The sequence below is a fragment of the Lactobacillus sp. ESL0246 genome (assembly GCF_003692965.1).
Taxonomy (GTDB): domain Bacteria; phylum Bacillota; class Bacilli; order Lactobacillales; family Lactobacillaceae; genus Lactobacillus.
Map to the genome: position 1 here is coordinate 29244 of NZ_REHC01000005.1, position 24158 is coordinate 53401.

The 24158-nt window shown below is 35.2% G+C and carries 26 protein-coding genes and 3 tRNA genes; 24 read left to right on the forward strand and 5 right to left on the reverse strand.

Annotated features, from left to right (window positions below; all coding sequences use genetic code 11):
- The first annotated feature begins 49 nt into the window (after positions 1-49).
- The 8 genes from F5ESL0246_RS01510 to F5ESL0246_RS01545 all read left to right on the forward strand — a co-directional run bounded on the left by F5ESL0246_RS01510 (position 50) and on the right by F5ESL0246_RS01545 (position 5176).
- The gene (locus F5ESL0246_RS01510; RefSeq protein WP_122017797.1) at positions 50-565 is read left to right on the forward strand and encodes a GNAT family N-acetyltransferase; all 516 of its coding nucleotides are present in this window, start codon (positions 50-52) and stop codon (positions 563-565) included.
- An 87-nt stretch (positions 566-652) separates the two neighbouring features.
- A tRNA-Gln gene (locus F5ESL0246_RS01515) sits at positions 653-724 on the forward strand.
- A gap of 172 nt (positions 725-896) precedes the next feature.
- On the forward strand, positions 897-1601 hold the full coding sequence (locus F5ESL0246_RS01520) for a glycerophosphodiester phosphodiesterase family protein (RefSeq protein WP_122017798.1): 705 nt from the start codon (positions 897-899) through the stop codon (positions 1599-1601).
- Between the two features lie 123 nt (positions 1602-1724).
- On the forward strand, positions 1725-2906 hold the full coding sequence (locus F5ESL0246_RS01525; protein ID WP_122017799.1) for an aminotransferase class I/II-fold pyridoxal phosphate-dependent enzyme: 1182 nt from the start codon (positions 1725-1727) through the stop codon (positions 2904-2906).
- A gap of 57 nt (positions 2907-2963) precedes the next feature.
- Positions 2964-3045: transfer RNA gene (locus tag F5ESL0246_RS01530), tRNA-Tyr, on the forward strand.
- Between the two features lie 7 nt (positions 3046-3052).
- A tRNA-Gln gene (locus tag F5ESL0246_RS01535) sits at positions 3053-3124 on the forward strand.
- Between the two features lie 164 nt (positions 3125-3288).
- On the forward strand, positions 3289-4404 hold the full coding sequence (locus F5ESL0246_RS01540) for a hypothetical protein (RefSeq protein ID WP_122017800.1): 1116 nt from the start codon (positions 3289-3291) through the stop codon (positions 4402-4404).
- Between the two features lie 73 nt (positions 4405-4477).
- Positions 4478-5176 (forward strand): GntR family transcriptional regulator, encoded by a 699-nt coding sequence (locus F5ESL0246_RS01545; protein ID WP_122017801.1) that lies wholly within the window; start codon positions 4478-4480, stop codon positions 5174-5176.
- A 327-nt stretch (positions 5177-5503) separates the two neighbouring features.
- Here F5ESL0246_RS01545 and tagD read toward each other — a convergent pair whose 3' ends face one another.
- A complete protein-coding gene (tagD, locus tag F5ESL0246_RS01550; protein ID WP_122017802.1) occupies positions 5504-5890 on the reverse strand; it encodes a glycerol-3-phosphate cytidylyltransferase in 387 nt (128 codons plus the stop codon).
- A 121-nt stretch (positions 5891-6011) separates the two neighbouring features.
- Here tagD and F5ESL0246_RS01555 point away from each other — a divergent pair, with 121 nt between their 5' ends.
- The 11 genes from F5ESL0246_RS01555 to trxA all read left to right on the forward strand — a co-directional run bounded on the left by F5ESL0246_RS01555 (position 6012) and on the right by trxA (position 17424).
- A complete protein-coding gene (locus F5ESL0246_RS01555; RefSeq protein ID WP_122017803.1) occupies positions 6012-6746 on the forward strand; it encodes a WecB/TagA/CpsF family glycosyltransferase in 735 nt (244 codons plus the stop codon).
- Positions 6743-7843 (forward strand): glycosyltransferase, encoded by a 1101-nt coding sequence (locus F5ESL0246_RS01560; RefSeq protein WP_122017804.1) that lies wholly within the window; start codon positions 6743-6745, stop codon positions 7841-7843. The genes F5ESL0246_RS01555 and F5ESL0246_RS01560 overlap by 4 nt, the downstream gene beginning before the upstream one ends.
- 67 nt (positions 7844-7910) lie before the next feature.
- On the forward strand, positions 7911-9380 hold the full coding sequence (locus F5ESL0246_RS01565) for a nicotinate phosphoribosyltransferase (RefSeq protein ID WP_122017805.1): 1470 nt from the start codon (positions 7911-7913) through the stop codon (positions 9378-9380).
- A 4-nt stretch (positions 9381-9384) separates the two neighbouring features.
- Positions 9385-10218, forward strand: a complete 834-nt coding sequence (gene nadE / locus F5ESL0246_RS01570; protein ID WP_122017806.1) for an ammonia-dependent NAD(+) synthetase — start codon at positions 9385-9387, stop codon at positions 10216-10218.
- A 22-nt stretch (positions 10219-10240) separates the two neighbouring features.
- A complete protein-coding gene (locus F5ESL0246_RS01575) occupies positions 10241-10672 on the forward strand; it encodes a GNAT family N-acetyltransferase (protein ID WP_122017807.1) in 432 nt (143 codons plus the stop codon).
- Positions 10673-10936: 264 nt separating this feature from the next.
- Positions 10937-13576: an alanine--tRNA ligase gene (alaS, locus tag F5ESL0246_RS01580; protein WP_122017808.1), complete on the forward strand. Its 2640-nt coding sequence runs from the start codon at positions 10937-10939 to the stop codon at positions 13574-13576.
- Between the two features lie 52 nt (positions 13577-13628).
- Positions 13629-13886: an IreB family regulatory phosphoprotein gene (locus F5ESL0246_RS01585; protein ID WP_122017809.1), complete on the forward strand. Its 258-nt coding sequence runs from the start codon at positions 13629-13631 to the stop codon at positions 13884-13886.
- Positions 13886-14314, forward strand: coding sequence for a Holliday junction resolvase RuvX (ruvX, locus tag F5ESL0246_RS01590; RefSeq protein WP_122017810.1), 429 nt, complete (start codon positions 13886-13888; stop codon positions 14312-14314). The genes F5ESL0246_RS01585 and ruvX overlap by 1 nt, the downstream gene beginning before the upstream one ends.
- 1 nt (position 14315) lies before the next feature.
- Positions 14316-14621 (forward strand): DUF1292 domain-containing protein, encoded by a 306-nt coding sequence (locus tag F5ESL0246_RS01595; protein ID WP_122017811.1) that lies wholly within the window; start codon positions 14316-14318, stop codon positions 14619-14621.
- 50 nt (positions 14622-14671) lie between these two features.
- On the forward strand, positions 14672-17023 hold the full coding sequence (locus F5ESL0246_RS01600; RefSeq protein WP_122017829.1) for an endonuclease MutS2: 2352 nt from the start codon (positions 14672-14674) through the stop codon (positions 17021-17023).
- A gap of 89 nt (positions 17024-17112) precedes the next feature.
- A complete protein-coding gene (gene trxA / locus F5ESL0246_RS01605) occupies positions 17113-17424 on the forward strand; it encodes a thioredoxin (RefSeq protein ID WP_122017812.1) in 312 nt (103 codons plus the stop codon).
- 229 nt (positions 17425-17653) lie between these two features.
- On the opposite strand, the gene mscL is transcribed toward trxA, so the two are convergent.
- Positions 17654-18019, reverse strand: coding sequence for a large-conductance mechanosensitive channel protein MscL (gene mscL, locus F5ESL0246_RS01610; protein WP_122017813.1), 366 nt, complete (start codon positions 18017-18019; stop codon positions 17654-17656).
- Positions 18020-18089: 70 nt separating this feature from the next.
- Positions 18090-18497: a YslB family protein gene (locus tag F5ESL0246_RS01615; RefSeq protein WP_122017814.1), complete on the reverse strand. Its 408-nt coding sequence runs from the start codon at positions 18495-18497 to the stop codon at positions 18090-18092.
- 79 nt (positions 18498-18576) lie between these two features.
- On the opposite strand from F5ESL0246_RS01615, the gene murI reads away from it, so the two are divergent.
- Positions 18577-19371 (forward strand): glutamate racemase, encoded by a 795-nt coding sequence (murI, locus tag F5ESL0246_RS01620; protein WP_122017815.1) that lies wholly within the window; start codon positions 18577-18579, stop codon positions 19369-19371.
- Positions 19372-19388: 17 nt separating this feature from the next.
- A complete protein-coding gene (locus tag F5ESL0246_RS01625) occupies positions 19389-20009 on the forward strand; it encodes an XTP/dITP diphosphatase (protein ID WP_122017816.1) in 621 nt (206 codons plus the stop codon).
- A 33-nt stretch (positions 20010-20042) separates the two neighbouring features.
- Here the strand turns inward: F5ESL0246_RS01625 and F5ESL0246_RS01630 are convergent, their stop codons facing one another.
- The gene (locus tag F5ESL0246_RS01630) at positions 20043-20858 is read right to left on the reverse strand and encodes a mechanosensitive ion channel family protein (RefSeq protein ID WP_122017817.1); all 816 of its coding nucleotides are present in this window, start codon (positions 20856-20858) and stop codon (positions 20043-20045) included.
- A 114-nt stretch (positions 20859-20972) separates the two neighbouring features.
- Between F5ESL0246_RS01630 and F5ESL0246_RS01635 the strand changes: the two genes are divergently transcribed.
- Complete coding sequence (locus F5ESL0246_RS01635) at positions 20973-21398, forward strand: DUF948 domain-containing protein (protein ID WP_122017818.1); 426 nt, start codon at positions 20973-20975, stop codon at positions 21396-21398.
- A gap of 17 nt (positions 21399-21415) precedes the next feature.
- The gene (locus tag F5ESL0246_RS01640) at positions 21416-21799 is read left to right on the forward strand and encodes a YtxH domain-containing protein (RefSeq protein WP_122017819.1); all 384 of its coding nucleotides are present in this window, start codon (positions 21416-21418) and stop codon (positions 21797-21799) included.
- A gap of 82 nt (positions 21800-21881) precedes the next feature.
- On the opposite strand, the gene F5ESL0246_RS01645 is transcribed toward F5ESL0246_RS01640, so the two are convergent.
- Positions 21882-22988: a Xaa-Pro peptidase family protein gene (locus F5ESL0246_RS01645; protein WP_122017820.1), complete on the reverse strand. Its 1107-nt coding sequence runs from the start codon at positions 22986-22988 to the stop codon at positions 21882-21884.
- 151 nt (positions 22989-23139) lie between these two features.
- Between F5ESL0246_RS01645 and F5ESL0246_RS01650 the strand changes: the two genes are divergently transcribed.
- Positions 23140-24141, forward strand: a complete 1002-nt coding sequence (locus F5ESL0246_RS01650) for a substrate-binding domain-containing protein (protein ID WP_122017821.1) — start codon at positions 23140-23142, stop codon at positions 24139-24141.
- Positions 24142-24158 lie beyond the last annotated feature (17 nt).

Consider the following 24158-nt stretch of genomic DNA (forward strand, 5'->3'; position numbering starts at 1 on the left):
ATCTAATAAGTTAGTTTTATTTTTGTTCTTAAAAAGTGAGGACAGGACAATGGCAATATATATTAGACTGGCTGAAACTAAAGATTTGGCAAAAATTATGAATATTATCACTGATGCCAAGAAATTGTTAAAGAATGATGGTAATCCACAATGGCAAAACGGTCGTCCTAATCAAGCAATAATAAATGAAGATATTATCAAAAAACAGGCATACTGTTTAATAAATGATTCTCAAATTATGGGTGTAGCAATTCTGCAATGCGGAATTGAGCCGACTTATCAACAGATTGAAGGTTCTTGGCGAATCACGAATGCTCCATATGCGACCATCCATAGGGTAGCAATTTTATCTGTCTTTCGAGGACAACAATTAGGGAAAATTTTGATATCAAATCTGATTTCACGTGGTATGTTGTTAGGAATACATAACTTTCGAATAGATACTCATGCTTCTAATTTGAGGATGCAGGGATTAATTAAGGCAACAGGATTTGAGTATCGTGGTATCATTCATGTCGATAGCGGTCAAGATGGTATGCGTTATGCTTACGAGCTTAATTTATAACTTTAAAAAAATAAATTTTTTCTTGACTCGCAGTCAACAATTTTCTATACTAATAATGTTGAGCGATGAGGAAAAGCTCAGTTTGATTGGGTTATAGCCAAGCGGTAAGGCACTAGTTTTTGGTACTAGTATGCGCTGGTTCGAATCCAGCTAACCCAATTGTTCATACGAACACCCAACCCAGAAAGAAGCAGTCGTTTGACTGTTTTTTTTATCAAAAAAATTAAAAATATTTTTGCTTTTAGGTATCAAATTTGTACTAAAAGGTTTAACATTATCCATTGTACTTCTATATTAAAAACTAATTATTTGAGGTTCAAAATATATAAAAATGGAAAAAGTCAAAAATAAAACAATTGTCTTTGGTCACCGTGGTTATCCAGCCAAGTTTGCTGAAAATTCGCTTGCTGGTTTTGCTGATGCTGTTAAAAATGGTGCCGATGGTATTGAATTTGATGTACAACTAACTAAAGATATGATCCCTGTGATTATGCATGATGAGCGTGTTGATCGTACTACCGATGGAATAGGTTATCTTAAAGATTTCACTTTAAAAGAATTGCGTCAATTGCATTTGGCAAATGGTGAGCCAGTTCCATTGCTACAGGAAGTATTTAAATTAGTTAATAATCGAGATATTGTTATTAACCTTGAATTCAAAACTGGTGTTATTCACTATTCAGGAATTGAAAAAATTGTATTAAATTTGGCCAAAAAATACACTTTTAATCATCCCATTATCTATTCTTCCTTTGATTACGTTACGCTGAAAAACTGTCAGGAAATTGATCCTAATCAAATTTATTGTTATTTAACTGATGAAAAGGTCGCTAATCCCGCCAAATTAATTGCGGATAATCATTTTGCGGGTATTCATCCTAAACAATTATTACCTACAACAAAGGCAATTTCACAACGTATTTGGACGGTAGACGATCCCAAAGTTGCTCAAAGGTGTTTTGAGTCTCATGTTGCTGGAATTTTTACAGATAATTATCCTTTGATGACCAAAATAAGGAATCAGGTACAGGATTAAAAACTAATTTTATTAAAAAGACGCAGTGGATGCGTCTTTTTTTGTTAACTAAAAATTAAAAATTATAGCAAATTTTGTTAATAAAATGTATAATTTGTTAAAAATGAAAGGGGATAATAAGAAATGATTAATTTAACTAAATATATGAGAAAAGGTTTAGCCAATGCTCCTGAAAATCCAATTTTAAAGTTTGCGACGTATGCAGGTCAAATTCACGACGTGGTAAAATTTACTCTGGGTGAGCCAGATTTTAATACTCCAGATCATATTAAGGAAGCTGCACAAAAGTCAATTACTGATAATCATTCGCATTATGCTCCGTCTAATGGAACGATAGGTTTAAGAACTGCGGCCAGTATATTTTTAAAGAAAAAGTATGGTCAAACATATGATCCTGCTACTGAGGTTTTGGTTACTAATGGTGTAAGTGAAGGGATTTTTGATACAGTGGTTGCGGTTTTAAATCCTGGTGATGTAATGGTTGTACCAACGCCAATATTTTCGTTATACATGTCTGATGAAGCAATTATTAATGAGGGAATTGAGGTGGTTGAAATTGATACATCTCAAAGTGATTTCAAATTGACACCTAAACAACTACAGCAAGTCATTGATCAATATGGTGACCGGGTACGAATGTTAGTTATGAATTACCCCACAAATCCAACAGGTGTTGTATATACTCAGTCTGAACTTGATGCTTTAGCAGATGTAATTCGTGATCGGCCGATTTTTGCTTTATGTGATGAAATTTATAGTGAGTTAAATTATGATCAGCCGCATGCTTCAATGGAAAAATCATTGCATGATCAAGTAATCTTAATGAATGGTGTTTCTAAGTCTTGGGCAATGACTGGTTACCGAATTGGAATTGTTTGTGCACCAAAAGAAATTTTGACTCAAATTGCTAAGGTTCATCAGACAATTGTTACAACTGAGCCAACTCCGATGCAAGATGCTGCTGAAGAGGCTTTCAAGAATGGGATGGATGATGCACAGCAAATGAAATTGGAATTTCAAAAAAGACGTGATGTTTTATATGAAGGATTGACTAAGCTTGGCTTTGTTTGTGCTAAACCTGAAGGTGCGTTTTATATTTTTGCTAAAATCCCAACTGGCTTTGAGCAGGATGATAGTAAGTTTATTTACGATTTGGTAGATAAAGCACATGTGGCTGTGACCGGTGGATCATGTTTTGCAAAGGGTGGCGAAGGCTATATTCGTTTTTCTTACGCCGTGGCAATGTCTCAAATTGAAGAAGGGCTTAAACGGCTTGAAAAATATGTAAAAGAAAATCGAAAATAATCAAATTTTTACTTGCATTTACGTATGTTTTTAGGTAAGATAATTAACGTGCGTAACGGAGGAGTAGCGAAGTGGCTAAACGCGGCGGTCTGTAAAACCGCTCTCTCTGAGTTCGGCGGTTCGAATCCACCCTCCTCCATTATCACTGGGTTATAGCCAAGCGGTAAGGCACTAGTTTTTGGTACTAGTATGCGCTGGTTCGAATCCAGCTAACCCAATATCAATACTAAATTTAGGCAGCTGTAATAGTTGCCTTTTTACTTGCTTTTATCAACTAAATTTTAATTTAATAATATTTATTGTTTTAAAGCTGATTTTAGCTATTCAGTGATGAAGATAGTACAATAGTAGCTGGCTTACTTTTCATCAAGAAAGGATTTTTATGGCAAGATTAGTTAAAGTGGGGGCCGGTGGCGGCGAAATTGATTGGCACGATGCATTGAAAGATTTGCGTGCAGATGACGTCCTGTTACTAGAACCGGGTTTTTACGAAATGCCACCAGATATATTGCTATCAGATATTACAATTAAAGGCACAGGAAATCTTCCAGAGGAGACAACCATTTTGGGTTATTTAAATTTAGCGGCTGATAGTCAGTTTGTTAATCTGGAAAATCTATGTATCAATACTAATGATGATTCTAATAGTCTATTCGTGCCAGCCGAAGCTAACACGTATTTAACCTTGCGCAATTGTCTTGTAAAAGGCTATGGTAATGATACGGCAGTTTTGGCGGCCAATGGTAAGGTTACTTTAGAATTATATTCAACTGTTATTTTAAATGGCTCTGTTTCTTTATTTGCAGATTCTGATTTTCGTTTAGAGATGAACGATTCTTCAATTGAAAATATTGCTGAAGATTTTAGTGCTTTAGCTTTAGAAGGTCACGGTACAGCAATTATTAGTAATTCACGTATTTATGGTAGTATTGATACTTTTACCAAAAGTAATGTGGAACTTGATTTGAATAATTCAGTTGTGGACACAATGTTATTACAGGGACAGGTTTGGCTGAATATGCTAAATAGCAAAATTTTATCGCATGATGATACTAGTTTGTATATCACGGATGAATCATGGGTTAATATTATTGCTAGCAACTTTGAGGGGGGAATTTATCTTGACAAAAAGCCCTCTGTTATTATTCAAAATAGTCGCATTAGTCGTTTAGTTGCAGTTAATGATACACAAATAACATTGATTAATACGATAATTTTAAATCATGCTGATTTTCAGGATAATGCAAAATGTAATGTGCGTCGAAGTACATTCAATGGAGGTAATGAATATCAATACTTTTTGGCGTTAAGTGATCATGCTCAACTTGAAGGACATGATCTAATACTTAATTCTAATGGTGCTGATTTAGCCGTAAAGGATTGGGCAAAAATGCATGCCAGTGTTCTTGCTACCAGTGATGAATCAATTCTGGTGGAATGCAGCCGCGATGCCAAGGTTCAAATCTTAGGTATGAAGTGGACCACTAGAAAAAATTAGTTAGAGAAATCAATTAATTTTACTTTATCATAACTAGACCAATTTGAGTTATAATATAATAGGAGGCATGCTGATGGAAGAACCAATGTATATCAAAATTCATAATCAAATTAAGCGTGAAATTGAAAATCACGTTTATCGGGTTGGTAGCAGAATACCAGCCGAGCGGCAGCTTGCTCTAAAATTCGGCGTTTCGCGTATGACTTTGCGTCAAGCAATTAAAACACTCGAAGATGAAGGGATTTTAGAACAACGTTTAGGTAGTGGCACATATGTTGCTAATCAGAAGGTTCAAGAGAAGATGTCGGGCATCATGTCATTTACGGAAATAACCCATGCTAATGGTCAGGTTCCGTCAAGCAAATTGATTTCGTATCGAGTGGGCAAGCCAACATTATCTGAGAGTGAGCGGCTTGGGTTAACGGATAACCAAGAAATTCTACGAATGGAACGAATTCGCTATGCAGATAATATACCAATTTGTTATGAAGTTGTGACAATTCCGCAGCAACTAATTATGGGGATGTCCAAGGCAGATATTTCGGCACATTTGTACCATACATTGAAGAAGAATGGTTATCAAATTGGTCGGGTAACCGAACATATTTCTGCAGCGATCGCCAATGAAAATACAGCCCGTTTACTTGATGCAAAAAAGGGTGAAGCATTGATTACTCGTCTTCAGGTTACTGAACTTTTGACTGGAGAACCATTTGAATATACCAGAGCAAGCTATGTGGCTGATCGCTTTGAATTTACATTTTCAAAATAATGATGTGACTATGTTTTGGGCTTACAACTGAATTAATGAAATTAGCAAAGAGCCTATAGTTATAGTGATTTTGGGTGATTGCTTAAAAACAAATAATATTAGCAGTTAAAAGATAAGTTAAGTTCGATATTTGTAATTCTTACCATCATTGAATTTAAAACCTGGTAAAGTATGCTACAGGATTATTGGCTTAAATAATTTGTTATGAAATATGATTTTAAGAAATAATGTTTAAATCAGTTTGGTTGGCAAAAATTTGATAACGAGTTTGACATTTTTATTATATTTCGAAACAAAAAGACGAGAATCGAATTCGATTCTCGTCTTTTACTTTAAATCATTTTTTATTTTGCTAGTTGAAACACCTGGTGTTCGAGGCAAGTAAATAACTTCGCAATATGGTTTTAAAAAGTCAAACTTGCCCTGCCAGTCGCTTCCCATGACAAAGGTGTTAATATTATACTTTTTAATATCTTGGATTTTTTGTTCCCAATCTTGTTCAGGAATCACCTCATCAACGTAGCGAATGGCTTCTAAGATGTATTTACGTTCTGCATAGCTATTATAAGATTCCTTATGCTTTTGTAATTCGTTAAATTCGTCTGTTGAAAGTCCAACAATTAAATAATCACCTAATTCTTTAGCACGTTTCAATAAACGAATGTGTCCATAATGTAACAAATCGAATGTTCCATAAGTAATAACTTTTTTCATATATAGCGCTCCCGTTAATTTAACAAAATAATAGTATCATATTTATAGAAAAGGTAAAACCTGTCCCTCAAAACCTAATAGTTTGCTAAAATAAAGTAAATCGGACATGAGGGAGATAGTCATGGATAAAGTAAATGTTTTAGGCGTTAACTTTGATAATAAAAGCTTTAACCAGTTTCAAAATAAATTTATTGGACGAATTAACAATCACCAGTCTACGTTGGTGGTGACCGCTAATCCTGAAATTGTGATGACTGCGAATGAAAATCCTGAATTTATGAAACTCTTAGGTTATGATGCGGATTATATAACAGCAGATGGGATTGGTATTATTAAAGCAGCTAAAATTTTAGAGACACCATTAAAAGAACGCGTAACTGGCTATGATTTGTTTTCTTGGCTAATGACCTTAGCTAATGATCGTGGTTTGCGAGTTTACTTAATTGGTGCCAAGCCTACTGTTATCCATGCTATTCAAGCTAAGATTGCTCGGGAATACCAAGATATTCAATTGGTTGGTGCGCAAGATGGATATTTTAATGAAGATTTAGAACTAGTAGCATATCAGATTGAACGTACTGAACCCGATTTGGTATTTGCTGCTCTAGGGTCGCCACGACAAGAACAACTTTTAGCTTTATTGCGTAAAAATCTTTTGCCAGCTTTAATGATGGGCGTTGGTGGTAGTTTTGACGTCTTTTCAGGAGAAGTTAAGCGGGCACCGCAGTTTTGGCAAAAGGCTCATTTAGAATGGTTTTACCGTTTATTAAAAAATCCGACACGTTGTAAACGAATGTTGGTTTTACCCAAATTTGTCCTGAATGTTTATCAGGAAAAAAGGAACAAAAAAAGATGAAAGTTTTGCACGTTAACGCCGGTCTCGAAGAAGGTGGCGGCTTAACTCATATCATTAACTTGTTAAGAGAAGCAAAGATTGAAAATCAGGACTTTGAATTATTATGCCTTGCTCAGGGTCCAGTTGCCTATGCTGCTCAGGCTGCAAGTATACCTGTTTTTGTATTAGGAGCGCGAAGCCGATATGATTTAGGCAGTTTAAAGCGTTTGGTCACTTTTATTAATCAAGGTAACTATGACATTGTGCATACACATGGGGCTCGCGCTAATTTGTTTTTGTCATTGATTAAAGCAAAAATTAAGGCTAAATGGTGTGTAACAGTTCATTCTGATCCCTACTTGGATTTTGCCAATAGGGGTTTACTTGGTCATGCTTTTACAGTAGCCAATATGCGTGCACTAAAAAAGGCAGATGCCATTTTTGCAGTAACGCAGAAATTTGCTCAACTGTTGATAACTAAAGGTCAAATTATACCTGAAAAAGTTCATGTAATATATAACGGTATTTTTTTTCATGAGAATCAATACTTTTCGTCTAAAGAAGACCACGTAGCTTTTAATATTATTAATGTTGCTCGTACGGAAAAGGTTAAGGGTCAAGAACTATTGTTAAAAGCAATGAAACGTCTTAATAAAAGCAATATCCATCTTTATATTGCTGGCGACGGCTCAGAATTAATTACATTAAAAAAATTGGTTCAGGACTTAAAACTGGAATCGCAAGTCACTTTTGAAGGCTTTTTGACACACCAGCAACTGGAAAAACTATATCATAAAATGGATTTAGCTGTTCTAAGTTCCTATTCGGAAAGTTTTCCGTTAGTTTTACTAGAAGCAAGTGATAATTTGGTACCAATTATGTCTACAAATGTTGGTGATATTAGGATGATGATTCCTGACGAAAGACATGGTTTTGTGGCTCAAATTGGTGATCTTGATTCAATTACTCAGACGCTAAAATCAGCTATAAATCTACCTGCTAAAAAGCTCACGCAAATGGCACTTTGTGAAAAAAAATATTTAGCTCACAATTTCTCTTTAGACAAGCAATTATTAAGTCTGATGGGGGTTTATCATTCATTACTCAAAGTCGACTAAATTGTTTAAACTAATTGAAATGTTTATAATAGAACAAAATTGGTTTGAACTAAATTAAGAGGATAGAATGTTTTATCAAGAATTAGATCAGGATGATTCCTTGACTTTACATACAGATTTGTATGAACTCAATATGATGTATACGTATTTTAAAAAAGGAATTGCTCAGCGTAATGCTGTTTTTGAAGTCTATTATCGTCAAGAACCTTTTGGTAATGGTTATGGTGTTTTTGCTGGCCTACAACATGTTATTTTGTATTTACAAAATTTAAAATTTAAAGAGAGTGATCTGCAATATCTTAAAGAAGAAGTGGGTTATGATACTGATTTTATCGATTATTTGCGTAACTTCAAATTAAAGTTAACAGTACGTTCGATGCGTGAAGGTGAAATTGTTTTTGCCAATGAACCATTAATGCAAATTGAAGGCCCGTTAGCCCAGTGCCAATTAGTTGAAACAACGATCTTGAATATTATTAATTATCAGACATTATTAGCAACTAAAGCGGCACGTGTAAAATTAGCGGTTCAAGGTGACGGTGTCATGGAATTTGGAACGCGTAGGGCCCAAGAAACGGATGCTGCGCTTTGGGGAACAAGAGCGGCATATATTGGCGGATTTGATTCTACTAGCAATGTCCGTGCAGGGAAACTATTTGGTATCCCAATTTCTGGTACACATGCACATTCTTTAGTTGAAGCTTTTGGTAGCGAATACGAAGCTTTTAAAGCTTATGCACAAACGCACCGAGATTGTGTTTTTTTAGTTGATACTTATGATACGGTAAGAAGTGGTGTTCCAAATGCCATCCGAGTTGCCAATGAAATGGGCGATAGAATTAATTTTCAGGGAGTTAGGATTGATTCCGGTGATATGGCATACATCTCTAAACAGGTGCGTCATGAACTTGATGCAGCTGGCTACCAGAATGCTAAAATTTATGCATCAAATGACTTAGATGAAACAACCATTACTAGTTTGAAAATGCAGGGGGCTAAGATTGATGTTTGGGGAATTGGTACCAAATATATTACAGCTTATGATCAGCCAGCTTTGGGAGCAGTTTATAAACTTGTTTCGGTTGAAGATGGCAATCAGCAAATGCAAGATACGTTGAAAATTTCTTCTAACGCAAGCAAGGTTTCTACTCCGGGTAAAAAACAAGTGTGGCGTATCTCTGCCAATACTCAAAAGAAAAATGAGGGTGATTGGATAGCACGTTCGGGCGTTGACCCACGGACATTTGATTCGTTGTTTATGTTTCATCCCGAATATACCTACATCAACAAAGTGGTTTCTAATTATACAGCTGAACCGCTATTGAAGGATATTTTTAAAAATGGAATCTTAATTTATCAGCAACCAAAGTTGACGGCTATTAGGAAATTTTGTGCTGCTAATTTAGATGGCTTATGGGATGAATATAAAAGAAGTTTAAATCCGCAAGAATATCCAGTTGATTTATCTCAAGAATTATATGACAGTAAGATGAAATTAATTAAGGATATTCGTCAACAAATTGCCAAAAGGAGATAATTAAATGAGACCATTACAAAAGAAAATAATTGCGTATGAACATGTTTTGCCAGAAATTGACCCTCAAGTAGAAATAAGACGTTCTGTTGACTTTTTAAAGAATTATTTAAAAGCAAATCCCTTTTTAAAATCATACGTCTTAGGAATTTCTGGAGGTCAAGATTCCACTTTAACTGGTAAACTATGTCAGATGGCAATTACTGAAATGCGCCAAGAGACCGGGGATGACTCATATCAATTTATTGCTGTTCGCTTGCCTTATGGTGTTCAGGCGGATGCTCAGGATGCTGCTGATGCGATTTCTTTTCAAAAGCCAGATCAAGATTTAATTGTTAATATTAAAGAAGCTGTTGATGCTACAGTGTCCAGTTTGAACACTGCTGGTCAAGAAATAACTGACTTTAATAAAGGCAATATTAAGGCACGTGAGCGAATGATTGTTCAATATGCAATTGCTGGCGCACATAACGGTGCTGTTGTCGGCACCGATCATGCAGCCGAAAATTTTAGTGGTTTTTATACTAAATATGGTGATGGAGCTGCTGATCTAACTCCATTATTTAGATTAGATAAGCGTCAAGGAAAACAAATGTTAAAAGAATTAGGCTGCCCAAAACATCTATATTTAAAAACACCCACTGCTGATTTGGAAGAAGATAAGCCCGATTTGCCAGATGAAATTGCTCTTGGAGTCAGTTATAATGATGTTGATAATTATTTGGAGGGACGAGAAGTTTCGCCTGAAGCAGCTGAAAAAATTGAGGCATTATGGCGAAAGAGTGAGCATAAACGCCATTTACCGATAAGTGTGTTTGATACTTTTTTTATTAACAATTAATAAGTTGTTTGAGGAGATAAAAATGATTCGACTAGTCAAAGTGGCCGATGCAGAGCAAATTCAAAAAATTAATCAAGAGCAATTGGGTTACGATTATCCGGTTAAACAGACTAAGGAAAATTTGTCAAGACTTTTAGCTGATAGTAAGCACCATTTGCTTTTGGTTTTTGAAAATGATGGTAAAGTAATTGGTTATGTTCATACCGAATTATTTGAAGAAACCTATTTTCCGCCAATGTATAATGTGCTGGCATTAGCTGTTGCAAAATCAGCGCAGCAAAAGGGAATTGGTACACAGTTAATGAATGCAGTTGAACAGTTTGCTAAAAAAGCGGGAATTAATGAAATAAGATTAAATTCTGGTGAAGAGCGGTATGGCGCACATCAGTTTTATGAACGATTAGGGTATCATTGTAGTAAAAAACAAAAACGATTCGGTAAACGGTTAGATTAATATAGATGGGTAATGGAATTATTGACAAAGATTGTGCAAGTAGTACAATTATTTTTAACTTAAGATATGTTTTTTAAAATGACGTTTCAAAGAGAGAGCCGGATGCTGAGAGCGGTTTATGGTCATTTAAAAGATGCTCCTTACAGTTTTTACAAAATAAGATAATTAAGAGGTAACAAGCACTGTTGCAATTGAGGTGGTACCGCGTTTTATGCGTCCTTAAGTATAGCAACAGTGCTTTTTATTTTGAAAAGGGAGAAAATAATGAAAAAACTGACGAGTTCTGAATTTAGACAAATGTTTTTGGACTTTTTTAAAGAACACGGTCACATGGTAATGCCGAGTCAATCATTAATTCCACAAGATGACCCAACTTTACTTTGGATCAATTCTGGTGTAGCAACGATGAAAAAGTATTTTGATGGATCGGTTGTACCTAAGAATCATCGTATCACAAGTTCACAAAAATCAATTAGGACTAATGATATTGAAAATGTTGGTAAAACTGCACGACATCAAACATTCTTTGAAATGTTAGGTAACTTTTCCGTAGGTGATTATTTTAAAAAAGAGGCAATTACTTGGGCTTGGGAGTTTCTTACTAGTCCGAATTGGCTTGATTTGGATGAGGACAAACTTTATTGTACGGTTTATCCTAAAGATACCGAAGCACAGAAAATTTGGCTTGAGGTAGGGATGCCTCAAGATCATATTGTTAGATTAGAAGAGAACTTTTGGGATATAGGTGAAGGTCCATGTGGTCCAGACTCTGAAATCTTTTATGATCGAGGACAAGAAAATAATGATATTTCTGAAGATGATCCTGAAAATTTTCCAGGAGGTGAAAATGCTCGCTACTTGGAGATTTGGAACATTGTCTTTTCACAATATAATCACCTGGCTAACGGAAAATATGTTGATCAACCGCATAAAAATATTGATACAGGAATGGGCCTAGAACGTGTGTTATCAATTTTGCAGGGAGCTCCAACTAACTTTGAAACAGATTTGTTTATGCCAATGATTCATGCTACTGAGGAAATGACATCGGGTAAGAAGTATGGTCAAAATGGATCTGATACCACCGCATTTAAAATTATTGCTGATCACGTTCGAACGGTTAGCTTTGCTATAGCCGATGGTGCACTTCCTTCAAATACAGGTCGCGGTTACGTATTGCGTCGGTTGATTCGTCGTGCTGACTTAAATGGTCAGCGCTTGGGAATTAAGGGCTCATTTCTTTATAAATTAGTTCCTGTGGTAGGCAAAGTTATGGAAAGTCACTATCCAGAAGTAACTAAACAAAAAGATTTTATTGCTAAAGTTATCAAAAATGAAGAACAGCGTTTCCAGCTGACACTTGATTCAGGGTTAACCTTGCTTGACAAGTTAATTGCTGATGCTAAAGAAAATGATACTAAGACAATTAGTGGTGAGGATACTTTCAAATTATTTGATACTTATGGTTTTCCATATGAATTAACTTTTGAAACTGCACAAGATGCTGGCTTAGAAGTTGATAAAAAAGGTTTTGATAAAGAGATGGAGGCCCAAAAGAAACGTGCGCGAGAAGCACGCGGTAATTTGCAGTCAATGGGAGCTCAGGATGAAACCTTAATGAATTTGAAAGACAATTCTGAGTTTGAGTATGGTATTTATGAAGAAAAACATGCCAAATTGATAGATATTATTGTTGACGACAAGTTAGTTAATCAAGCTGATGGTGAACAAGCAACTTTGATTTTTGATAAAACACCATTTTATGCAGAACGGGGTGGTCAAGTGGCTGATCATGGTTCAATTTATGATCATGAAGGTAATCTTGTTGCTCAAGTTGTTGATGTTCAGCATGCACCTAATGATCAAAATCTGCATTACGTTGACGTAATTTTACCTTTTAAAAAAGGTGAAGACTATACTTTAAAAATCGACCGTGCACGCCGTGAAGGATTGCGCCACTCACATACGGCTACTCACTTATTACATGCAGCTTTGCGCAGTGTTCTTGGTGAACATACCCACCAAGCTGGTAGTTTGGTAGAACCTGATTATTTGCGGTTTGATTTTACTGCAATCGAACCTTTAACCGACAAGGAAATCAAATCAGTTGAAACATTGGTTAATCAAAAGATTTGGGCAGCAATTAATGTTAAGACCACTATTACTGATCCAGAACATGGAAAAGAAATGGGTGCATTAGCCTTATTTGATGGTAAGTATGGTGACCAAGTTCGCGTTGTACAAATGGATGACTTTTCAATTGAATTTTGTGGTGGCACTCACTGTTCTAATTCTAATCAAATTGGAATTTTCAAAATAATATCAGAATCAGCTATTGGTGCAGGTTTAAGACGAATTGAAGCGGTTGTTTCTCAAAAGGCTTACGAGTATTTAGCACATCGTTCAGAATTACTTGATGAAGTTCAAAGCAGTGTGAAATCAACGAAGCCTGAAGATGTAATTAATAAAGTTGAGAGTTTGGAAGAAGAACTTCATTCAACTCAAAAACAAGTTGACGATTTGAACATGAGAATTAACCAGGCAAAAGCAGCATCAATTTTTAATAAGGTTCAACAAATAGGTAGCTTAACAGTTATTGCTGAACAAGTTGATGTCAATGGCATGAACGACTTGCGCGAACTTGCAGATGCATGGAAGAATAGTTCTAAGTCTGATGTTCTTGTTTTAGGTTCAGCCAAGAATGACAAAGCTAACATGATTATTAGTTTGGGACAAAAAGCTCTCGATGCTAATCTTCATGCAGGTAAATTAATTAAGCAAGCTGCGCCAATTTTTGGCGGTGGTGGCGGCGGTCGTTCTAACATGGCTCAAGCTGGTGGTAAAAAGCCTGAGGGGTTAGGCAAAGCTATTCAAACTGTTTTGAACTTAATTTCTGTAAATTAATTTATTGAGTTTATGAAAGTTTTCAAGTAAAATTACGTCAGGAGGAATGATTATGAGTTCATTAGGTAAAACAATGCATTTCGACTTTAATGAAAATAAGGGTAAAAATGTTTATGATACGCTACAAGATGTTTACAATGCACTTGAAGAAAAGGGCTATAATCCAATTAATCAGATTGTTGGCTATTTATTGTCAGGCGATCCAGCATATATTCCCCGGCATAATGATGCTCGTAATTTAATTTTAAAGCACGAACGTGATGAAATTATTGAAGAACTTGTAAAAAGTTATCTAGGTAAAGATAAATAATGCGGTTAATTGGGCTAGATATTGGTTCTAAAACCGTTGGGGTCGCAGTTAGTGATGAGTTAGGAATAACCGCTCAAAAAATTGAGACGATTTTGATAGATGAAAAACGACATAATTTTGGTATGAGACCCCTTAAGAAAATTGTTCGTCAATACAATGTGGATGGCTTTGTATTAGGTCTTCCTAAAAATATGGATGGTTCATCAGGTGCTTCAGTTATTAGAAGTAAAGCATATGGTCAAAGATTACAAGACAAGTTTAAGTTGCCTGTTTATTATTCAGATGAACGTTTGACAACTGTCGAATCTCAACGAATTCTAGTGGAAGAAGCTGGAATTCATGATCGGCATCAGCGTAAGAAAATTATTGACCAAATGGCTGCTGTCTTGATTTTGCAAAATTATTTAGATCAAAACCGAAAGGATTAATATGACACAAGAAGTTCACGGTGAAGACCGTCAAATCACCTTAATAGATGATCAAGGTAATGAAGAATTATACGAGGTTTTATTCACATTTCATTCAGATGATTATGATAAATCATATATTTTACTATATCCAGCTGCTACCAATAAAGATGAAGAAATTGAAGTGTTGGCTTTTAGCTATGACGCTGATTCAGAAGGCGATGTAACTAGTAGCGATTTGCATGAAATTGAAGAAGACGAAGAGTGGAATATGGTTCAGGGAGTGCTTAATACGTTCTTGGATGATGACCGCTTAAGTGGTGAGTAAAAAAAGACTGGCTTAGCCAGCCTTTTTTAGTAATAGAGAATTTGTTAATGATGAATAATAAAATATTAGAAACTTTAGAATTTGCCAAGATTACTGATAAATTGCAGCAAATGGCAATTACAATGCCAGCTAAGAAAAAAGCTGCTACATTAACTCCAAGTAGCGATTTTAAGAAAGTTGAATTTACTTTGCAACAAACTCTTACTGGTGTAAACCTGCTTAGAGTCAAGGGTCAATTACCACTTGTGGATTTTATGGATGTCGTGCCAAGTACAAAGAGGCTTAAAATCAATGCTAATTTGAATGCGACCGAATTAGGCAATATTTTGTTGGTGTTGACTCTTGCAAATGAGGTTAATCATTTCTTAGACCAAAGTGAATTGTCACAAATAGATTTAACAGCAATTACCGATATTTTGTCTAACCTTAAGGTTCCTGCTAATTTGTTATATGAATTAAAAAAATCACTTGATTTTGATGGGACAATATTGGATACTGCATCGAGTGACTTAATGCGATTGCGTCGTGAGCTTAAAAAGAATGATGAAGAAATTAAGATTCGGATGGATGATTATGTTAAAGGTGGTGCTAATAAGTATCTCTCGGATCAGATTGTGACTATTAGGGATGAACGCTATGTTATTCCGGTGAAACAGGAATATCGTAATAAATTTGGTGGTGTTGTTCATGATCAAAGTTCTAGTGGCCAAACTTTGTTTATTGAACCAAACGCAGTGTTAAATTTAAATAATCGTCAGCAAAACCTTCTTGCACAGGAACGCCGTGAAATTCAACGTGTTTTACATCAATTATCGGATATTGCACGCAATGATGTGAAGCAGATCGATCAAATTGCTTTAGCTCTCGTTGAACTTGATTTTATTCAAGCCAAGGCCATGTTAGCCTCTTCATTAAATGCAAGTGAACCTAAATTAACTAAAGATCAATCTTTGTCTTTCTTGAAAGCAAGGCACCCTTTAATTACGCCAGACAAAGTTGTTGCTAATGATATTTATCTTGGTCAAGACTTTGATACTATGTTAATTACGGGACCGAATACTGGTGGTAAGACTATTACTTTGAAGACAGTGGGGCTATTGCAATTAATGGCACAATCGGGTCTATTTATTCCAGCAGCTGAAGGAAGTAAAGCAGGGGTATTTAAAGACATTTGTGCTGATATTGGCGATGAACAGTCGATAGAGCAGTCACTTAGTACTTTTTCATCACACATCAATAGTATTATTAAGATAATGAAAAAAGTTGATGATCACACCTTGGTTTTAATTGATGAAATTGGTGCGGGAACAGATCCTGAAGAAGGTGCTAGTTTGGCAATTAGTATCTTGGATTTTTTACGTAAAAAAAATGCTAAGATAATTGTGACTACACATTATCCAGAGTTAAAGCTTTACGGTTATAATCGACACAAAACAACTAATGCATCAATGGAATTTGACTTGAAAACTTTGTCACCAACTTACCGTTTGCAAATTGGTATTCCCGGTCATAGCAATGCATTTGCGATTGCACGTAGGTTAGGTATGCGTGAGGATGTAGTCAAGGATGCACAGGAAATGATGTCTGATAGCAATGTTGATGTTAATCAAATGATTACGGAACTGACTAAGCAAACTAAGGCAGCTACTCAGGCTCGTAGTCACTTGCAATCAAGCCTTGATCGAAGCCGAAACCTTGAACTAGAGTTACAACAGGCACTTGATTGGTACAACCAGCGAGTACAGAAGCAATTGGAATTTGCACAGGAGCGGGCAAATGAAATTATAACCAAAAGTCGTAAAAAAGCTGACCAAATAATTACACAGTTAAAGCAACAAGGAAGTATTAAGCAAAATGAGTTAATCGCTGCTAAAGGTAAATTAAATCAGTTAGAGCAACAAAATGAAAAATTGGTCCATAACCGTGTATTACGACGAGAGAAAAAAAGACATCATGTGCAGGTTGGTGATAGGGTAAAAGTTTTATCTTATAATCAGTTGGGTACAATTACTAAAAAACTTGGTGAGCATCAATATGAAGTGCAGTTAGGTATCATTAAAGTTAAAGTTAGTGACCGAGACATCCAAAAAGCAGGTACTGAAACTAAGTCAAAGAAAGTTACACTCACTCATGCGGTTAGCTCTAACCGTCGTAGTAATGCTAGGAGTGAACTGGATTTACGAGGGCAACGATATGATGAAGCCTTAAATAATCTTGATCGTTATATTGACTCCGTTTTGTTAGCTGGACTTGATGTTGTAACAATTATTCATGGTATTGGTACGGGAGCGATCAGAAAAGGGGTATGGCAATATTTACACGCAAGTAAACATGTCAAAAGTTATAATTATGCTCCAGCTAACGAGGGTGGGAATGGTGCTACAATTGTTCATTTGAAATAAACCCCCCTTGCTTGTAAAAAGTAAGTTAAATTGCTATACTTAATCTATTAATAAGAAAACTCCTTATTTATATGAAAGAGGAATTATTTATGGTTGATGAATTAACAGATCAAAACTTTGAAACTGAAACTAAAAATGGCGTAGTGCTAACTGATTTTTGGGCTACCTGGTGTGGTCCATGTAAAATGCAATCACCGATTATCGATGAGTTAGCACAGGAACGCCAAGATGTAAGATTTACCAAGATGGATGTTGATCAAAATAAAGAGACACCTAGTTCATTAGGAATAATGGCAATTCCAACTTTAATTATTAAAAAAGATGGTAAAGTTGTTGATCGTCTTACTGGTTATACTCCTAAAGCCAAACTTGATCAAATTCTGAGTCAATATACTGACTAATTAAAAAATGGGGCTAACCTCCTCACGTTTTAACCAAAACAGAACGCAAATCGCTTTTAGATGATTTGCGTTCTGTTTGTTCATTCATAGTTGTCATCAATAAAAAGGGAATTTATTTTTTGGCAGGTTTGCGTGATGGTTGGAGCTTAAGTAAAAGTTCTGTGAAAAAGACGTTGAGTAAGAAAACTCGACGTCTTTTTTGTCTGGTAAACAGTATTACATAGACTTTTTACTTATTTTTTCCTTTTAGTAAATCACAAATTTGTTTCAAGTAATCTTCAGTTGTGGGACCAGCAGATTGCTTAGCTGGGTGGGTAACTTTGTTAACGGCTTTAACAAGTAGGAAAACAATAAATGCAATAATCAAAAAGTTAATTACTGTGTTAATAAATTCCCCATATTTAAACGATGCATTACCAACTTTAAACATCAAATTAGATAAGTCAATTCGGCCGATAAATAAGCCGATTAGCGGGTTGATCAGATTTTTTACTAATGAATTAACAATATTAGTAAAAGCCCCACCGATAATAACACCAACAGCTAAATCGATAACATTGCCACGTTCGATGAATTGTTTGAATTCTTTTAGCATCTTAATTCCTCTCCTCTACATTAATAACATTACAAAAATGGTAAAAAGCTCAATTAATATACTCAATAAATTAATTGAGTTTAGCAATTAAACGAACTTTTTTCTTTTTATTATCAATTTGTAACTCACATTCAGCTGTGCGTCCAGTTTCTTTTTGTATTCCTTCGGCAATAATGCCTGACTCTAAAGAAAATTCATGGCTACCACTATTTAATCGATCAGTCACACTCTGACCACTTAATTCTAGTATAATTTCTGTACGTCGTTCCTTAACTTTAGTTAAGGTACCAAATTCAGTTGTGGCAAAAAAACTATTGATATCGTCAAAACAAGTTAAATCGTATTTACGTGCTATTCTTTTGCCACCCCAGTAAAGAATTTCTTCATTATCCTCGCCTAGAATTTCTGGTAATAAAAAGTCACGATATAGCTGATTGACAAAATATACATGTTCACTATGTTGATTATTACTTTGCATTAAGAAGTCATCCCTTTTATTTTCTTCTATTTTACCGTAAAATTGATAAAAGTAGAAAATATTTAAGGAGATTTATAATATGGATAAGAGACCAATCGGTCTTTTAGACTCTGGTGTTGGTGGTTTAACAGTAGTTAAAAAGTTTATTCAAAAAATGCCGAACGAGTCAACTATTTTTATCGGCGATAATGCGCATATTCCGTACGGTAACAAGTCCAAAGATGAAATTATTGCGTTAACTTGGCAAAGTGTAAAATTTTTGTTGCAGCAGAATGTTAAGATAATTGTTTTTGCTTGTAATACTGCAACAGCAGTGGCAATGAAGACAATTCAAAAGCGGATTGGTGTACAAATTATTGGAGTTATTCAATCAGGAGCTAAGTCGGCAATAAAAGCAACTAGAAATAATAATGTTGCGGTCATAGCAACACAGATGACGACAGCAATGCATGCGTATCAAGAAGCAATCATTAGTCAACGTCATGATATCCGAGTAAATGAATTTGCAGCTCCGAAGTTGGTTCCACTTATAGAAAAAAAAGCAGGACACAATGCATATCTTAAAGCCATTAAAGAAACATTTGTGTCACTTAATGGGTTAGATATTGATACTCTTGTTTTAGGATGCACACATTACCCGATTATTCAAGCAGAATTTAACCAGTGTATTCGACCTGGAATTCGGTTAATTGATCCGGCTGACCAAGTTGCCCAAGATACTTATGATATTTTACAACATGAGCATTTGCTAAATGAAACTTCTCCTATTGGCAGACATGAGTATTACACTACTGGCGATGTTAATTTAGTGAATGAATTAGGAAAACTTGTGCTCAATGAACCTGAATTTCATGCACAGTGCTGCATTTATTAGAAAGTGGGTAATAATCAGTGAAAGTATTATTTGCGACAACTAATCAAGGAAAGGCAATAGAACTAAAAAAGGCTTTTGAAAACGCCAATATTAATATAAAGATAATCACCAATGCGGATCTAATTAATCCGCCATTTGTGGATGAATATGGGACAACTTTTGAGCAAAACGCCAAATTAAAAGCGCATGCTCTTGCAAATTTTAGTCACTTGATAACAATTGCTGATGATTCTGGATTAATGGTTGATGAATTAGATGGGGGTCCAGGAGTGCACTCTGCTCGTTATGCTGGTGAGGAGCACAATGATCACAAAAATAATGCAAAGTTATTAGCTGAATTAGGTGGGGTACCTTTGTCAAAAAGAACTGCTAAATTTAATACCACGATTGTGGTTTCAATGCCGAATGCTTTTGAACAAGACTTAGTGGTTTCTGGGCAATGTTCAGGACGTATTTTAACTATGCCACGAGGTAAAGATGGATTTGGCTATGATCCATTATTTTATGTTGATGAAATGGATAAAACTTTTGCAGAAATGTCAGTAGATGAAAAGAATAGTTTATCACATAGAGGTAAGGCACTTCAAAAATTGCTTAAACTTTTTCCAAGTTGGTTAGCTCAGTTTAATACTAAATAAAAAGGTGGTTAGTCTGATTAGACTACCACCTTTTTAGCTAGCAAGAGTAATTTCGTTTTCTTGTAATACTTTTAAATATGTCGCTAAATATTGGTCATGTACTTCTTTTTCTTTTCCAGGTATAACTTGAAAGTGAATAACATAGTTTACTGTTTGAGCGACTTGAGCAGTAATTCCAATGATTTGAGGCTTTTGAACCAATACTTTTTTAATTAGCCCAGCATTATGGTTTACCTGTTCAATTAGTTGTCGAACCTTAGTAAAGTCATTGGTTACTTTTAGTTGAAGTTCAATGTCAAGACCAAACCCACCATGGGCTAAATTCTGTACGATTGAGATATTACGATTGGGAATATAAATAATTGATCCGTCAGCGGCTTTGAGTCGAGTAGTTCTTAGACCAAGTTGAATTACAATACCAGTTTGGTTATTAATTTGGACAATATCACCGACATCAAACTGGTCTTCACTCAAAATAAAAAAGCCGTTGACCAAATCACTCACAAAGCCCTGTGCTCCCATACCTAATGCTAAGGAAAAAATTCCCGCACTAGCTAATAAAGTTCCGATTGGAATTCCAAGAATTGATAAAACAGCAAATAAATAAAAGAACAAAACAGTGTATTCGAAAATACTGTTAATTAAAGCTGTTACCGTCATCGATCTTTTAGTTTGTGGACGTTTGCCGTGTTTTAAATAATGACCGATTATTTTTTTTCCAAGGCGGTAAATAATATAAAAAACTAGAGTCGAAACTGCTAGTTGCCACATCATAGTGAGGACTTGTTCTCCTAATCTGTCCCAATTAAAAGTTAAAGCTCGTTTATTAATTTGGAATATTTTGTTCATGATTCTTGCCCTTTCTTACACTCTATGTTTTACTATATCAAAATATCACATATGGTTTGAGATTAAAGTGTTTTCATGCTAGACTTTTTTTAGGTACAGAATTGGAGGTAGAAGATGACAATTTCTTATGGTGCATTAGCAGGACTAATTGCTGCCGTTGCATTATTAATTTTAGTACTTTTTATGATACCGGTACTTATCAGAATTGCAAAGGCGACCAAAGAAGCAGATAAAACAATCCAGGTTACTAATGAGTCAATTCAGCAAGTTACTAAGGAGATTGAAGGGTTACTTGATCAAACTAGTGATTTGTTAGATAAGACGAATGTTCTTCTGGCAGATGTTAATGTGAAGATGAAGACTATGGATCCAGTAGCGCAGGCAGCTGCAGATGTGAGTGAAAGTGTTTCAGATGTTAATGCATCCACACGCAGACTAGCAAAGAGAATTAGTGGTTTTCATTTGAAACGTAACGGTGTTATGTCTTCTGCTTTAACATCAATGTATGCACGGCGTAGACGTCGTAAGGGCGCAGATTAATAAAAGGAGATACTTTTATGAAAAAAATTACAAGTTTTATATTGGGGACAGTTATTGGTGGTGCAGCAGGCTTTTTGGCTGGTTCACTACTTGTTACCGATAATCAAATTGATGAATTAAAACAAAAAGTTAAGAATAATGAAACAGTTCAGGATTTGAAGAAAAAGTACGATAACGGTACAGAAATAGTTAAGAATCAGCTATCATCATTTCCAAAGGATGTTGATGATGATTCAGAGATAAAAGATTTTGATGATATTGTAATTGACAATTCATCAGATGATAGTTCAATTGAAAATCATTTTGCAGATTCTGTTGATGATTTGCAAAATGCCGAAAATCCTTCTGATTTCAATAACCAGAATGAGTTAAATCATCCGGAAGATAAGGTTATTGGTTAAATAAAATTATCTATTAAAAAATGCATTAATGGAAATCATATTTTCCATTAATGCATTTTTATATTTTGTTACGAACTTTAGCTTAATCTTTTAAATCAAGGATACGTAATTCTTTACTGGTATGGGTAAAAGGTTCATAACCATTTTTGGTAACTACACCGCAATCTTCAATTCTGACGCCAGCTACATTTGGAATATAAATGCCGGGTTCAATTGAAAAGCACATACCTTCCTCAATGATTAAATCATTGCCTTGTACGATTGATGGATATTCATGAACTTCTTTGCCAATACCATGACCGAGACGATGAATAAAGTATTTACCATAACCAGCTTTAGTGATAATATCGCGAGCAACGCTATCAAGTTCAGAAGCAGTTATCCCTGGTCTAACAGCCTCAATTGCTGCTTGTTGAGCTTCTCTATCGATTTCATAGATTTCTTTTTGTTTGGCGGTTGGCTCACCGTAAGCAACTGTTCTACTAGAGTCGGATGCATAACCATTATGCATAGTTCCCAAATCAAATAGAACTAATTCGTGGGGGTTGACTTTATCCATTGTTGGTCCTAAATGTGGGTTGGCAGCGTTGGTACCCGTTTGTACGATTGTTTCAAAACTTTCATGCATTACCCCTTTTTGAATTTTTAATTGATACTCAATTTGTCCAGCAATGTAGCGTTCACTTACGCCAGTTCTAATTGCATCAAAACCAATCTGAAATGCAAAATCAGCCTCACGGCCAGCTGCTTGTAATTGCTTGATTTCTTCTGGAGTTTTATACAAACGAATTTTGGCAATAAAATTTGAGATATCACCATCAAAATTAGCATCGGGGAATTGTTCATGGATAAGCTGATAATGAGCTACAGACAAATTATTTTTTTCTAACGCCCATTTTTGGTATGCTGAAGTACGGCTTTTTATTTTATCAGCAATAACTGCCCAAGGATTTTCAGAATCGAGATAGCCATAAACATCACCATTCCAAGCGGAATTTTTCGCTTCTTCGATGTTTAGAGCGGGAACAAAAACAAATGGTTCCTGATCTTTGAATGCTAATAAGCAGAAAATCCGTTCATGAGGTTCCATTTCATAACCGGTAAAGTAAGCAATTGTGGTTGGATTGGAAATATAAGCCACATCGTTACCAGAACTTTGTAGCCATTCTTGTAATTTGGTTAAATTCATTTTTAATCCTTTCAAATTAATCGATTAATTAGGAAAATTATATCATGTTCTTGACCTGAAAAAATGAAAGAATAGCTGGAAACGCTTGCAATTAGATAAAAAGCATGCTAAATTTGATACTAGTATTTAAGATTAAGATAGGGGAATGAGGATGCGTAAACAAGATATTACAATTTATGATGTTGCTCGTGAAGCTAAGGTGTCAATGGCCACAGTTTCACGTGTTGTTAATGGTAATACTAACGTGCGCAAAGATACGCGCGATCGAGTAATGGAAGTAATCAAGCGGCTGCATTATCAACCTAATGCCGTGGCTCAAGGATTAGCTTCCAAACGAACCACAACTGTTGGCTTAATTGTACCGGATTTAACCAATCTATATTTTGCTGAATTGTCAAAAGGAATTGATGATATTGCTCTTTTATATAAGTACAATATTATTATCACAAGTATTGAAAATCGTTTAATGAAAGAAGATCAAGCGATTCAGAGCTTATTGAATAAGCAAGTTGATGGTGTAATTTATATGTCAGACAATCTTCCAGATGAAGCAGTTGAAGCTTTTAAACGAACAGCTACACCGGTAGTCTTGGCTGGAACTAAGGACAAACATGATGAATTTCCATCCGTAACCATTGATTATAAAAAAGCCGACACGGAAGCTTTAAATTTGTTGTATAACGATGGGAAAAGAAATTTAGCCCTTGTTTTGGATAATTCCAGCACAGTTGTTAATACTGATAATCGTATTGTTGCTTATAATAAATTTATGACAGAGCATAATCTAGGTAAGGGACATATTTATAATAATATTAAAGATTATTCAGATGGTTATAACCTGTTTTCTCAATTAATGCGTGATAATATTAATGGCGTTATTGTTACAAATGATATTACGGCTGTTGGAATTTTAAATTCAGCAATTGATGCGGGAATGAATGTTCCTAAGGATTTGGAAATCATTACGACTAGTGCAACTCAAGTTGCATCGGTAGTGCGGCCAGCTTTAACAGCAATTCGTCAACCTTTGTATGATATTGGTGCAGTTGCGATGAGATTGCTAACAAAGATGATGAACAATGAAGAAATTAGTGATAAACAAATAGAATTACCATACGAATTGCTCAAAAAGCAAAGTACAACAAATGAATAATTTTAGTTTTGAACCAA

Bases quoted from the DNA above. Each gene is read 5' to 3' on its own strand.
- F5ESL0246_RS01640 (WP_122017819.1), top strand. From the start codon at position 21,416: ATGAAAAAAATTACAAGTTTTATATTGGGGACAGTTATTGGTGGTGCA.
- F5ESL0246_RS01525 (WP_122017799.1), top strand. From the start codon at position 1,725: ATGATTAATTTAACTAAATATATGAGAAAAGGTTTAGCCAATGCTCCT.
- mscL (WP_122017813.1), bottom strand. From the start codon at position 18,019: ATGCTAAAAGAATTCAAACAATTCATCGAACGTGGCAATGTTATCGAT.
- trxA (WP_122017812.1), top strand. From the start codon at position 17,113: ATGGTTGATGAATTAACAGATCAAAACTTTGAAACTGAAACTAAAAAT.
- tagD (WP_122017802.1), bottom strand. From the start codon at position 5,890: ATGAAAAAAGTTATTACTTATGGAACATTCGATTTGTTACATTATGGA.
- ruvX (WP_122017810.1), top strand. From the start codon at position 13,886: ATGCGGTTAATTGGGCTAGATATTGGTTCTAAAACCGTTGGGGTCGCA.
- F5ESL0246_RS01575 (WP_122017807.1), top strand. From the start codon at position 10,241: ATGATTCGACTAGTCAAAGTGGCCGATGCAGAGCAAATTCAAAAAATT.
- F5ESL0246_RS01630 (WP_122017817.1), bottom strand. From the start codon at position 20,858: ATGAACAAAATATTCCAAATTAATAAACGAGCTTTAACTTTTAATTGG.
- F5ESL0246_RS01595 (WP_122017811.1), top strand. From the start codon at position 14,316: ATGACACAAGAAGTTCACGGTGAAGACCGTCAAATCACCTTAATAGAT.
- nadE (WP_122017806.1), top strand. From the start codon at position 9,385: ATGAGACCATTACAAAAGAAAATAATTGCGTATGAACATGTTTTGCCA.
- F5ESL0246_RS01520 (WP_122017798.1), top strand. From the start codon at position 897: ATGGAAAAAGTCAAAAATAAAACAATTGTCTTTGGTCACCGTGGTTAT.
- F5ESL0246_RS01540 (WP_122017800.1), top strand. From the start codon at position 3,289: ATGGCAAGATTAGTTAAAGTGGGGGCCGGTGGCGGCGAAATTGATTGG.
- F5ESL0246_RS01600 (WP_122017829.1), top strand. From the start codon at position 14,672: ATGAATAATAAAATATTAGAAACTTTAGAATTTGCCAAGATTACTGAT.
- F5ESL0246_RS01635 (WP_122017818.1), top strand. From the start codon at position 20,973: ATGACAATTTCTTATGGTGCATTAGCAGGACTAATTGCTGCCGTTGCA.
- murI (WP_122017815.1), top strand. From the start codon at position 18,577: ATGGATAAGAGACCAATCGGTCTTTTAGACTCTGGTGTTGGTGGTTTA.
- F5ESL0246_RS01615 (WP_122017814.1), bottom strand. From the start codon at position 18,497: ATGCAAAGTAATAATCAACATAGTGAACATGTATATTTTGTCAATCAG.
- F5ESL0246_RS01545 (WP_122017801.1), top strand. From the start codon at position 4,478: ATGGAAGAACCAATGTATATCAAAATTCATAATCAAATTAAGCGTGAA.
- F5ESL0246_RS01555 (WP_122017803.1), top strand. From the start codon at position 6,012: ATGGATAAAGTAAATGTTTTAGGCGTTAACTTTGATAATAAAAGCTTT.
- alaS (WP_122017808.1), top strand. From the start codon at position 10,937: ATGAAAAAACTGACGAGTTCTGAATTTAGACAAATGTTTTTGGACTTT.
- F5ESL0246_RS01645 (WP_122017820.1), bottom strand. From the start codon at position 22,988: ATGAATTTAACCAAATTACAAGAATGGCTACAAAGTTCTGGTAACGAT.
- F5ESL0246_RS01560 (WP_122017804.1), top strand. From the start codon at position 6,743: ATGAAAGTTTTGCACGTTAACGCCGGTCTCGAAGAAGGTGGCGGCTTA.
- F5ESL0246_RS01650 (WP_122017821.1), top strand. From the start codon at position 23,140: ATGCGTAAACAAGATATTACAATTTATGATGTTGCTCGTGAAGCTAAG.
- F5ESL0246_RS01565 (WP_122017805.1), top strand. From the start codon at position 7,911: ATGTTTTATCAAGAATTAGATCAGGATGATTCCTTGACTTTACATACA.
- F5ESL0246_RS01510 (WP_122017797.1), top strand. From the start codon at position 50: ATGGCAATATATATTAGACTGGCTGAAACTAAAGATTTGGCAAAAATT.
- F5ESL0246_RS01585 (WP_122017809.1), top strand. From the start codon at position 13,629: ATGAGTTCATTAGGTAAAACAATGCATTTCGACTTTAATGAAAATAAG.